At 45.2% G+C, this 12,259-nt stretch carries 11 protein-coding genes; 4 read left to right on the top strand and 7 right to left on the bottom strand.

Annotated elements, in window-relative coordinates; all coding sequences use genetic code 11:
• Positions 1-9 precede the first annotated feature (9 nt).
• Positions 10-1,128 (top strand): epoxide hydrolase family protein, encoded by a 1,119-nt coding sequence (locus CLV59_RS25645; protein WP_111594964.1) that lies wholly within the window; start codon positions 10-12, stop codon positions 1,126-1,128.
• Between the two features lie 126 nt (positions 1,129-1,254).
• On the opposite strand, the gene CLV59_RS29045 is transcribed toward CLV59_RS25645, so the two are convergent.
• The 3 genes from CLV59_RS29045 to CLV59_RS25630 form a co-directional block, all read right to left on the bottom strand.
• On the bottom strand, positions 1,255-1,923 hold the full coding sequence (locus tag CLV59_RS29045; RefSeq protein ID WP_170137927.1) for a hypothetical protein: 669 nt from the start codon (positions 1,921-1,923) through the stop codon (positions 1,255-1,257).
• Between the two features lie 173 nt (positions 1,924-2,096).
• Positions 2,097-3,875, bottom strand: a complete 1,779-nt coding sequence (locus CLV59_RS25635; RefSeq protein ID WP_111594962.1) for a DUF885 domain-containing protein — start codon at positions 3,873-3,875, stop codon at positions 2,097-2,099.
• Positions 3,876-3,977: 102 nt separating this feature from the next.
• Entirely contained in the window at positions 3,978-5,354 is a 1,377-nt protein-coding gene (locus CLV59_RS25630; RefSeq protein ID WP_111594961.1) for a 3-keto-disaccharide hydrolase, read from the bottom strand.
• Positions 5,355-5,530: 176 nt separating this feature from the next.
• Between CLV59_RS25630 and CLV59_RS25625 the strand changes: the two genes are divergently transcribed.
• The 3 genes from CLV59_RS25625 to scpB all read left to right on the top strand — a co-directional run bounded on the left by CLV59_RS25625 (position 5,531) and on the right by scpB (position 8,425).
• Complete coding sequence (locus tag CLV59_RS25625; protein WP_111594960.1) at positions 5,531-6,112, top strand: DJ-1/PfpI family protein; 582 nt, start codon at positions 5,531-5,533, stop codon at positions 6,110-6,112.
• Positions 6,113-6,277: 165 nt separating this feature from the next.
• Positions 6,278-7,162 carry an ATP synthase F1 subunit gamma gene (gene atpG / locus CLV59_RS25620; RefSeq protein WP_111594959.1) on the top strand — a complete coding sequence of 295 codons (885 nt, stop codon included), beginning with the start codon at positions 6,278-6,280 and terminating at the stop codon, positions 7,160-7,162.
• Between the two features lie 123 nt (positions 7,163-7,285).
• Positions 7,286-8,425: an SMC-Scp complex subunit ScpB gene (scpB, locus tag CLV59_RS25615; protein WP_111594958.1), complete on the top strand. Its 1,140-nt coding sequence runs from the start codon at positions 7,286-7,288 to the stop codon at positions 8,423-8,425.
• A gap of 86 nt (positions 8,426-8,511) precedes the next feature.
• Here scpB and CLV59_RS25610 read toward each other — a convergent pair whose 3' ends face one another.
• From CLV59_RS25610 to rny, 4 genes are all read right to left on the bottom strand, one after another.
• Entirely contained in the window at positions 8,512-9,129 is a 618-nt protein-coding gene (locus tag CLV59_RS25610; protein ID WP_111594957.1) for a 5'-methylthioadenosine/S-adenosylhomocysteine nucleosidase family protein, read from the bottom strand.
• Between the two features lie 21 nt (positions 9,130-9,150).
• Entirely contained in the window at positions 9,151-9,939 is a 789-nt protein-coding gene (locus CLV59_RS25605; protein ID WP_111594956.1) for an SDR family oxidoreductase, read from the bottom strand.
• Complete coding sequence (locus CLV59_RS25600; RefSeq protein ID WP_111594955.1) at positions 9,939-10,556, bottom strand: 3-keto-disaccharide hydrolase; 618 nt, start codon at positions 10,554-10,556, stop codon at positions 9,939-9,941. The genes CLV59_RS25605 and CLV59_RS25600 overlap by 1 nt, the downstream gene beginning before the upstream one ends.
• A gap of 108 nt (positions 10,557-10,664) precedes the next feature.
• On the bottom strand, positions 10,665-12,224 hold the full coding sequence (gene rny, locus CLV59_RS25595; protein WP_111594954.1) for a ribonuclease Y: 1,560 nt from the start codon (positions 12,222-12,224) through the stop codon (positions 10,665-10,667).
• Positions 12,225-12,259 lie beyond the last annotated feature (35 nt).

Genomic DNA, 12,259 nt, shown 5'->3' with positions numbered 1-12,259 from the left:
CTCCAGTTTATGAACCCTTTTAGCATTAATGTACCGCAAGAAACACTGAATGATCTATCAGCAAGACTACAACAAACCAGGTGGACGGATGAACCTGAAAATGCCGGTTGGAATTATGGCACCAATCCAGGGTATTTGCGGGAACTGGTGCGCTATTGGCAAACAGAATATGATTGGAGAACCCACGAAGCGGAAATCAACCAGTTTCCCCAATACAAGACCGAAATAGACGGCGTTACCATTCACTTCGTTTATGTAAAAGGCCAGGGAGAAAATAATTCGCCGCTGATCCTGAGCCATGGATGGCCAGACTCGTTCTATCGCTTTCTCCCGATCGTTCCCATGCTGACCCATCCCACTGAAGGCGGACCTTCTTATGACGTTGTGATCCCTTCCATTCCTGGGTTCGGATTCTCCCAACAAACAGCCCTGAATAGCGATAAGACGGCAGCCCTGTTCAACAAACTCATGACAGAAGTACTGGGATATTCCTCCTACTTTGCCGCGGGCGGCGATATGGGCACTTTGATCACGAAGTCGCTGGCAGTGCAGTTCCCAGACAATGTAAAGGCTATTCATTTAACGGACGTAGGTTATCCCAACGGCAGCGAGGACTGGGGAACGATGACACCTGCCGAACAGGCATTTGGCCAACAAATACAACATTGGTTCTACACAGAAGGCGCATTCAATATGATCCAGGCAACTAAGCCGCAAACCCTGGGTTATGGACTCAATGACAGCCCTGTGGGACTCGCCTCCTGGATCATCGAAAAATTCCATGCCTGGAGTGACCATGACGGAAATCCCGAAAATGGTATTAGCATGGACAAAATGATCACAAACATTATGATCTACTGGGTAAGCCAATCCATTAATTCATCCATCAGAACATATGCCGAGAATGGTCGCGCCAGTTATATGGGCGGACTGCAATCCTCCCAACGGGTAGGCGTACCAACAGGGGTATCGCTGTTTCCCAAGGAAGCCCAATTCCCTAAAGAGTGGGCGGAAAGGATGGCCAATGTTGTAAGCTTCAACAAACTGGGCAAAGGAGGCCATTTTGCAGCGATGGAACAGCCTGAGGTCTATTCCAGAGAGCTTGCCGAATTCTTTAGGAAAATATAATCGCCTTTAAATACTGGAGGACGTCGCAAACTAGTTTTCAGCGAATCATCCTCTTGGGAAAAAGAAAATGGCCGTCCCAGAATTACTTCTGAGACGGCCTCTTTTCCTTTTGTATATATGCTGAGTTTATCTGTGATCACGCCAGCGACCATTATCGCCTCTGTTGTCGTTTCCTCTTCCGTTGTTGTTATTGTTGTTATTGTTATTATTCCAGTTATTGTCTCTGCCGTTTCCTCTTCCGTTATTGTTGTTATTGTTCCAGTTATTGTCTCTGCCATTATCTCTCCAGCCGTTGTTATGGTCATTATTCACTCTCCAGTTGGTGTTTCCGTTATTGCGTCTCCAGTCGTTATCGCTGTAATATCTCCGGTCATCTCTTCTGTCGTCCCATCTGTGCACCTGTACATATCTTACGTCTGTGGTGTTTCTGATGATGCGTTGTCTGTCATAATAACCTCTGTATTGTACATATCTGTTTCTGTAGAAATCAGCCCGCATCCATGGATTCGGGTCGTTTACCACTACTTTGTAGCATCTGTCCAAGTCGCATTGATAAAAGCCTGGTAAATTATTGGCGAATACCCATCTGTTCCTGTCCATGTAAATAAACTGACGATTCGCTACGTTATAATAAGCATCTATATCCGGCAGATAATAATATTGAACATAATCATATCCGGTGGGGCCCCAGAGCGGCTGACTGCCAATATTAATATTCACGCTCACCTGTGCAAAACTACGTTGGATGCTAACTCCTGCAATCAATAAACCTATGAGTAAAATTGTCTTTTTCATATACTGTCCGTTTGATGACTGTAATGCGAAAGCAATGCCAAATGTAGAGACCACTAACGTGCTTGGTTAAACGTTTTTGCTATTTTAAAAAATTGTATATCAATTATTTGTGAAATAAAAAAAGGGAGAGATTTTTTTTAATCTCTCCCTAAAAATTCTGTTAAAATCTTTTTTTAGAATGTTTTGGCCCAACGTGCCATTTTCTGTTCTAATACAGAAAGCGGTACGCAACCGTCTTTCAGCAATTCATCATGGAAAGAGGATAAAGAGAATTTATTTCCCAGTTCTGATGTGTATTTATTGCGCAGTTCACGGATTTTTAATTCTCCTATTTTATAGGACAACGCCTGACCCGGAATGGCCATGTAGCGCTCGATTTCAGCGGTTACTTCCTGTTCTGAAACGGGCTCGTTATCCATCATATATTTAATGGCTTGTTCACGTGTCCAGCCTTTGCTATGTAATCCAACGTCTACGACTAAACGAATAGCGCGATGGATTTCGTCGCTGAGTCGGCCGAAATACATATATGGATTCGTATACAGTCCCAGTTCTTTACCCAGACTTTCACAATACAGTGCATAACCTTCGCCATAGGCGCCAATCCAGGTAAAGCGGCGGAATTTGGGCAGGGAATCATTTTCCTGTTGCAGAGAGAACTGGAAGTGGTGACCAGGAATGGCTTCATGCAGGAACAGGCATTCCATGCCTACATAGCTGAATTTAGTGGCATCCAGGATAGGTACGTAGAAAACGCCAGGTCTGGTGCCATCAGGAGATCCAGGTTGGTATTCAGCAGAGGCAGAAGCAGCGCGGAAGGCCTCTGTTTGTCTGATTTCGAATTTTGTTTTAGGGAGATGACCATACATCTTACGCACGCCAGGCATGATCTTATTCTCGATCGCCTTAAAGGAATCCAGTATAGCTGCAGGCGTTTTAAAGATTTTGAATTGTTTATCACTGCGCACGAAATCAAAGAATGCAGGCAGATCTCCTTTGAAGCCTACGCTGTTTTTCACGGCTTCCATTTCTCCTCTGATACGGGCTACTTCTTTCTCGCCTAATGCAAAGATTTCATCCGGCGTTTTATCTGTAGTTGTCCAGGATTTGATTAGGAAACTGTAGAATGGTTTCCCATCAGGGAGACTATCAATACCGCTGCTGGTGCGGGCTTTAGGCAGGTATTCCGTTTCCATGAACTGTTTCAGTTTAGCATAGGACGGAAGAATATACTTTTCAACAGCAGCCTTATAATCTGCTGCCAGCGTAGCTTTATCTGCTGCCGGGATAGAATCCGGGATAGACTTAATCGGTGCGAAATAAATGTTGGAAGTATCGTTTTTCGCGAGGTCTGCCAGCTGTGGAATGGTTTTCACCACCAGCGTTTTAGGCAGAACGTAGCCAGTTGCAATACCACGTTTCATGTTGGCGATAGCGGTATCGGACCATTCGGCGAAGCGCTGCATACGCTTCATGAAATTGTGATAATCCTCCAGGGTTTTGAAGGGCTGGGCGGAAGATCCGGAACCTAATTGTGCCAGCGTGAGTGGGAGGCAGGTAAACTGCTGCACTGGCATCAGGTTGTCATGGTATTTGAAGGATTCCCGGGTCATAGTCAGTTCGCGGGATAACATATCGTAGGTGATACGATCATTGCTGCTGAGCTGTGCGGTATCAATATTCTTCAGTTCGTCCTGGAATTTCACGCAAACGGAATCTGCGGAAGCTCTCCAGGAGTCGCTGATATCAATGGCAAGGTCGCCATTGTATTTATTTTCTCCGTTGAAGGTGGCTTGCACCGGGTTGAGGGCCATGTTGGCATCGTAATAGCGGGCGGCAATATCCTTTAGCCTGGAAGCTGTTTCCTGCTGGTTGCCTCCTCCTGGTTTACAGGAAACGGCCCATAGGGTTGCCAGGGCAAGGATGCCGGTTTTGTACTTGGATAACGTCATAAGAGTGGTTTAGCGACAATAAATCTAATAAAAAAGAAAGCATTCCGAAGAATCGGAATGCTTATTTAGAACAGTGAACAATGAAAAAAAAGATAAAATATTTTATTTGAGCACTTTAAGTCTTAAACTCCTGAAAGACACTTCATTGCCGTGATCCTGGAGGAGAATGTGACCTTCCGGCCACAGACCAAAGTTGGTCCAGTTTTTATATTTGCTGATAGCCACGAGATCTTTGAAGGCTTGAGAACCTCTTTCGTATTCCAACACTTTAAAACCATTCAGCCAGTGTTCTACGTGGTTATTTGGATACACAATAATACGACCTTTGTTCCATTCTCCAATGGGTAATATGGCACGTTTTTCCTGTTTTCTTGCAATCAGGTCATAAAGTGAAGCCAGTGTGCGGTTTCCGTCCCTGCCGAGTTTAGCATCCGGGTGAACTTCGTCGTCCAGAACCTGGTATTCCAGCCCAATCGCTGATTTACCTTTCGTATCATATGACTCTTTTACGAAATATTTTACACCGGAATTGGCTCCTTTGGTAAGTTTGAACTCATATTCCATTTCAAAAGCGCCATATTCCTTATCCGTAACGATGTCTCCACCGCTACCTTCTTCATTTCCATCACTGGAATGGATCGTCATAGTGCCATCATTATATGTCCAGCCTTTATCAGGGAATGATTTCAGGTTGTAACCTCTCCAGCCTTTGTTAGATTTACCATCCCAAAGTAATTGAAAACCATTCTTTTTCTGTTGGTCAGAAACGGTATTTACCACGTTATTCACCACATAAATATTGTCATATGGGGAATATTGGGAAGACTTAGGATTTTCTATGATGCGGATGTTACGCCAGTGGATGCTCTTATTGGCGTCTGCCTCATTTTTTCCGATTGCATGCACTTGCAGGGCGATGAAACCCTTTGGTAAGGCTGTATCTATCAGGTGTGCAGTAGGTACGCCATTCACCCAGGTACGCATCTCGTTACCTCTGCATTCTATACGATACTTATTCCAGCCAGTATTGGTGAAGGCATTTTGTCCGCCAGGGTTATATTCCATTGGATACTGCCATCCTCTGCGGCCTTCTTCATAAATACCGCCACTCCATTTACGGTCAGAGGGGTCAATTTCCATTTGGTAGCCGTATACGCGACCATTCTGATAGTCAGGCCGACTTTGGCTACGGAACTGAATACCGGAGTTGAAGTCTTTCTCCAGCCTGAATTCCAGCTCTAGGATAAAATCACCATAATCTTTATCTGTGGCGAGGAAAGAATTAGGCGTGTTGGTGACGGTAGTACCTACGATTTCTCCGTTTTGCGCGGAATAGATTGCTTTACCGCCCAGCTGTTTCCAGCCTTTCAGATCCTTTCCGTTGAAGAGGTCCTGCCATCCTGATTTGTTGGCTTTCTGAGCCTGTAGTGCGCCAGATAGGAACAGCACACCACCACATACAAGTAGTAATTTTTTCATAACTAACCGGAAATAAAGTGGTCTCCAAAATATAAAATAGATTTCATTTTTACAACCGATTGCATGAATGATTTTTATGAAGTTGTTAATTCTTTGGATGGGTGGAAAAGAGGCTGCATGAAAATCGTTATCTTCAGTACCATTTTTAATTGCTCAATTTTAAATCCATTAAACCCATGGCACAAAAGAAAATACTGCTGCTTACCGGCGATTATGCGGAAGATTACGAAACAATGGTACCGTTCCAAATGCTTCAGATGATAGGACATGAAGTACATGCCGTTTGTCCGGATAAAGGAGCAGGGGATAAGATTAAGACGGCGATACATGATTTTGAAGGCGACCAGACTTACAGCGAGAAGCCTGGGCATGGATTTGTGTTGAATGCGGCTTTTAATGATATCAAAGTGGCGGATTATGATGCCCTGGTGATTGCCGGTGGCCGTGCGCCGGAATACCTGCGCTTAAATAAACAGGTATTGGAAGTGGTGAAGCATTTCTTTGCCAACGACAAGCCCGTTGCGGCGGTTTGTCATGGTATCCAGATACTGACGGCGGCAGATGTGGTGCGCGGACGTAAACTGACGGCTTATCCGGCAGTGGCGCCAGAAGTAACCGCTGCGGGTGGCGAGTATGTAACGGTGAATGTAACAGAAGCCGTTGTAGACGGAAAACTGGTGACTTCCCCCGCCTGGCCAGCTCATCCTCAATGGATTGCGGCATTTTTGAAAGTCTTGGGTACTACCATTACGCTGTAAGTTTTGAGTATCTGTAAGTTATTGATATTCATAGCCATAAATTAATTCTAAATTATCTCATTACGGATTTTCAAATTAAATCGGCAATGCTTACCTTTGCAGCCAAATTCAGGGGTTTAACCTTGGATTTTACATCTTTTGTAATTCGTAATTGATTTTAAATATATGTCCGGACAGCTTAAAGAAGTTCGTAACCGAATCAAATCTATTCAATCTGGTCAGCAGATCACGAAAGCCATGAAAATGGTGAGTGCTGCTAAGTTGAAACGTGCACAGGATGCCATTACGTTGATGCGTCCTTACGCGCTGAAACTGCAGGAAATGTTGCAGAATATTGTTTCCAACAGCGAAGGCAATATCGATACACCACTGGCTGCTCAACGTGAGATTGAAAAAGTACTGATCGTGGTGATCACTTCCGACAGAGGGCTGTGTGGCGCTTTCAACTCCAACCTGATCAAAACGGCAAAACGCGTTATCCGCGAGAAATATGCTGAACAATTTGAAAAAGGAAACGTTGAAATTCTGCCTATCGGTAAGAAAGGTTATGAGAACTTCCTCAACAACGGTTATAAAGTAAATGACAAGTTCTGGAACATGTTCTCTGATCTGACCTTCGATCACGTAAAACAAGCTGCTGCTATTGCAATGGAAGGTTTTACTGAAGGTTCCTACGATGCAGTAGAAATCATCTACAGCCAGTTCAAGAACGCCGCAATGCAGGATTTCGTTGCAGAACAGTTCCTCCCAATTGCGAAAGTGGAAAACGAAGATGGAAAAAGTCTGAAAGCGGATTTCATCTATGAGCCACAGAAAGACGTGCTGATCGCTGAACTGATGCCTAAAATTCTGAACACTCAGTTCTTTAAAGCAATCCTGGACACACATGCATCCGAACACGGTGCTCGTATGACCGCTATGGATAAGGCAACAGAAAACGCTTCTGAACTGCTGCGTAACTTGAAAATCTCTTACAACCGCGCACGTCAGGCTGCCATCACCACTGAGCTCACCGAGATCGTTAGTGGCGCCGCTGCTCTCGCTAGTTGATAACTGTTTCAGGTTATTTACTCCTAGTCAACAACTGAATAATAATATTTTCAGAATAGGGTCAAAGACTGTATTTTCGGTCTTTGACCTTTTTTTTAAATCCGCCATTACCACTATTATTTTATGGAAATATCTCAGATCATTCCACATGTGGAAGCACTAATTTTTGCTGCCGACAGGCCTCTGCCCATGCTGGAAATCCTGGATTTATTAAACAATGCCCTGGCTTTCCTGGAAGATCGCGCAACCCTCGATCAGGTGGAAGCTGCCATTGAAGCCATTAAAGAAAAGTACAGTACTGAATTTTATGCTTTTGAAGTGAGAAGTAGTGGAGGCGGATTCCAGTTCCTTACCAAAAAAGACTATTACCAGACCGTTGCCCAGCTGAATGGAGACAAGTTTCTCAAACGCCTGTCTACCGCCGCTCTGGAAACCCTGGCTATCATTGCCTATCGTCAGCCTATTTCCAAAGGCGAAATTGAATATATACGTGGTGTAAGTACCGACTACTCCATCCAGAAACTCCTGGAAAAAGAATTGATTATCATCAGCGGCCGTAGTGAAGAACTACCAGGAAAACCATTGCTGTATTCCGTTTCCCGCTCCTTTATGGACTATTTCGGCATCAATTCCCCAGCAGATCTGCCAAAACTGAGAGAACTCTTTGATGAGGAAATGGTTCAACCTACCCTCATCAATGATGAAACAGCCACCATCGGGCGCGGAGAACACTCCCAAAGCGAAGAAACCGGTCCTGAAGGCCATGCCATGATGGTATCCGGTGATGGTGAATTGTTAGATCCTGATCATCAACTGGATCACCTTACCAGTCCAGATGCCAGCTCCGATTTCGACATGATGGAAGACGAATCAACATCTGCTATTCCCGCATCTGAAGATGAAGAAGCAGAACCAGATGACGAAATCATTCATTTCGAATCCTTCCTGCAAGATCAATCAGAAGAAGATCGCAGTGGCGCCGCTGAAGATGAAGACGCAGAGCCAGATGACGCCCAAAGTGAAGATGAACAAGCGGAAGAAGAGGAATCAGATGATAATGTAGAAGACGACGAGGATGAAGCAGAAGATGATGAGGAGGAGGAGGACGCGGATGAAGAGGACGATGATGAGAACGATGAGGACGATGACGACGATGACGATGAAGAAGATGAAGATGAAGAAGAGAACGAAGATGAAGAAGGCGATGATAATCCGGGAGATGATGAGCCGGAAAATGACGATGACCATCCTGAAAAGAAATAAATCACAATGCCTTTTTGGCTAAAAAACAAGCCCGTCTCAACTAAGTAGAGACGGGCTTTTATATAAGTGAAAAAGTTCTTAGCAGATTACTGGTTGTCTCCCCCTAATCTTACAATTGTTTCCTTCAATGCTGCTGCTGCCAGATGAACGGCTATCTGCCAATCCTCTGCTGCCTTCCCATCTGCGCCATCGGAAATATATTTCAGGCAGAGAAAAGGAATATTTTCTTGTTGTGCAATCCAGGCTAATGGATATGCTTCCATATCAATCACATTATAGTCGCTGGTCACATGGCCTATTTCAAAGCTATCGCCCGTTCCGCAGATTCCCATAGGCAATCCTGCCGCCTGGAGACCATATTCCAGCACCGGCGCCTGACCAGACAACGGCGTTTCGTATTTTTCAAATCCCAATGGGCGTACATCCATATCCCGCTGTATAAAGCGATTACAGCAAACCACAGTACCTCTCTCCAAGTCATTACTCCCGGCAGAACCGAGGTTAATAATAAGATTAGGACGTTTTTCCGCAATTCTTTTAGTGAGATGATATGCTGCATTGACTTTACCAATGCCTATAAACAGCTTGTCGGCCTGATCAAATTCATGTGTACATTCAGATGCCAGTGCGAATACAAACAGGGGGTCCTGTTGCAGTAGTTGCTGCAGACTGACATTATCAACGAGAGTATTAGTTGCTTGCATAATTCGAAAATCTGCTGCAAGTTAATTCCCTTTCTGGGCAATCACATAAAAGAGTGGTGGAAAATATCTTTTTATCCAGAGGAGTACCTTTTCCATCCTGGCTATTTTCACCAGTTTTTTACGTCGGCGCATAGCGGAGAGGATCTTTCGGGCACAGACTTCCACCGGAATACCGTGTTCCTGGCCAGGGTCCATTTTCCCGAATGGCTTACCATCGCCGGTGATGGCGGAATAGGTAATAGGCGTATGGATACGTCCGGGGCAAATGATGGTCGTATATAGTTCAGGGATAGGCTGCTCCGTCTGAAGTGTCTCGAAATAGCCGTTCACAGCATGTTTGGCGGCATTATACCCGGATCGCCACGGGTATCCGAAAAGTCCTGCCATACTACTTACCACCACGATTTGTCCTTTTCCCTGTTCCTTAAAATGAGGCAGTAAAGCTTTTGTCAGCATGACTGGCCCAAAGAAATTCACTTCCATTAATTGACGGATAGCCGCAACAGAGGTGTCTATCAGCTTGGAGCGCTGGGTGACGCCTGCATTGTTGATCAGCACATCAATATGTCCAAAGATACCAATGGCGGCTGCTGCGCCGGAGGTTATCTGTTCCTGGTCGGTGACATCCATCAGCAGGGTTTCGCAATGAGGCGTATGCTGGAGGCATTCCTGGCGAACGGCTGTTAGTCGCTCTACATTCCTGGCAACGAGAATGAGGCGGGCTTTTTCCTTTGCAAGCAACAGCGCCAGCTCCCGACCAATTCCGGAGCTGGCGCCTGTAATGAGTATTACTTTATCCTGGTAAGTCATTATGATTTCAATGGTACCAATTTAACGCTTTTCCATCTTACCTTAATGCCTCCACCGGAGTGAATTTGAAGTGCAATCTGGCCGTTGGCTGCGCCGATTTTATCATCTTTCAGCTGGATCATTTCATGACCATTGAGCCAGGTGGTAACGCTGTCGCCTACTACACGGACTTTCATGGTATTCCATTCGCCCATTTTCAGGTATTGTTCTTTTTCCTGATCTGGTTTGATGAGCCATCCGCGTCCATAGGATTCGTAGATTCCGCCGGTATGTTGGTTGGGAGGGGCTACTTCTGCCTGCCAGCCGGTAATTTTGGTACCTTCCAGGGAAGAGTGGAAGAACACGCCGCTGTTACCATTGGCTTCCTGTTTGAATACGACGGTCAGTTCGAAGTTTTTGTAATCTTTATCTGTACCGAGGTAGCCGTATTCTTTATCGGGGCCGCTTTCACATACCAGTTCGCCTTTATCCACATACCATTTTTCGGTACCGTATACTTTCCATCCGTCGAGATTTTTACCATTAAAGAGAGAGATGGCTTTTTTCTGTGCGAATGTTTGGCTAGCGCCCAGGAGGATGCAGGCTCCCAGGATGAGCTTAAACAAGGGTTTTGTCATAACGAAATTTACATTTTTGCGTTTCACGAATAAAAAAAGTCCTTCGGTGATTAGCCGAAGGACTCAATATAAAATGTAAATTCTTTTTTTCTAAATTTCTTATATGAACTAACGGGCAACGTTCACCGCGCGTTTTTCGCGGATAACGGTTACTTTGATTTGGCCCGGATACTGCATCTCTGTCTGGATTTTGTTGGCAATTTCGAAAGAGAGGCGATCAGCGTCGTTATCGGAAACTTTATCACTTTCCACGATTACGCGCAGTTCACGACCTGCCTGGATAGCGTAGGCTTTTTCCACACCTTCATGGGAGAGGGCGAGGTTTTCCAGGTCTTTGATACGTTGCAGGTAGCTTTGCATGATTTCGCGGCGAGCGCCTGGGCGGGCGCCGGAGATAGCATCACAAGCCTGAACGATAGGAGAGATCACATACTGCATTTCCATCTCATCATGGTGAGCGCCGATAGCGTTAACTACAGCAGCGTGTTCGCCATATTTCTCTGCCAGTTTAGCGCCGAGGAGAGCGTGGCTCAGTTCAGTTTCTTCATCTGGCACTTTACCGATATCGTGAAGGAGACCGGCGCGTTTCGCTAATTTAGGGTTGAGGCCCAGTTCTGCGGCCATAACAGCGCAGAGGTTAGCGGTTTCTTTAGAGTGCATGAGCAGGTTCTGGCCATAGGAAGAGCGGAAACGCATTTTACCTACCAGGCGAACCAGTTCTTTATGCAGGCCATGGATACCCAATTCGATCACGGTTCTTTCACCGATATCCATTACCTGTTCTTCCAGTTGTTTCTTGGTTTTTTCAACTACTTCTTCGATACGTGCAGGGTGGATACGACCATCCTGAACGAGGCGTTGCAGGGACAGACGTGCAATTTCACGACGCAGTGGGTCGAAGGAAGAGAGTACGATTGCTTCAGGGGTATCATCCACGATCAGGTCTACGCCGGTAGCAGCTTCGATGGCACGGATGTTACGGCCTTCACGACCGATGATCTGACCTTTGATTTCGTCGCTTTCCAGGGTAAATACAGTGATCGTATTTTCGATGGTCTGTTCAGCGGCAGTACGCTGGATAGACTGGATGATGATTTTCTTCGCTTCTTTGTTCGCTTTTGTTTTAGCGTCTTCGATAATTTCCTGGATATGAGCCAGGGCTTGTGAGCGGGCTTCTTCTTTCAGGCTTTCCACCAGTTGGTGTTTTGCTTCTTCTGCAGTGAGGCCAGCTACCTTTTCCAGGCGACGGATATGTTCTTCCTGGTGTTTTTCCAATTCGGTACGTTTGATGGTAACCAGTTCCATCTGACGGTTCAGCGTATCTTTAATCGCGTCATTTTCATTGATTTGTTTCTGAACCTGTTCATTTTTCTGGTTAAGACTCTGTTCCTTTTGTTTGATACGGTTTTCAGAGTCAACGATTTTCTGATTGCGTTGGAGCACTTCCTTTTCGTGCTCGCTCTTCATTTGCAGGTATTTTTCTTTGGCTTCGAGCAATCTGTCTTTTTTCATGTTCTCGCCAGTAACCTGAGCATCGGCGATGATTTTTTTAGCTTGCTGTTCAGCCTCGTCTATTTTCTGTTGTGTATTTTTAGCAAATATCACTTTTCCTGCCGCAATCCCTATTATTAACGCTGCTATAGCAGTTATTATAAGTGTAACACCCATATGAATTCTTTAAAACTTGATTTATGTAGCATTCT

The sequence above is a fragment of the Chitinophaga dinghuensis genome (assembly GCF_003259435.1).
Classification (GTDB): domain Bacteria; phylum Bacteroidota; class Bacteroidia; order Chitinophagales; family Chitinophagaceae; genus Chitinophaga; species Chitinophaga dinghuensis.
The sequence above is the reverse complement of the archived record's forward strand: the minus strand, read 5'-3'. Positions and strand labels throughout refer to the sequence as shown.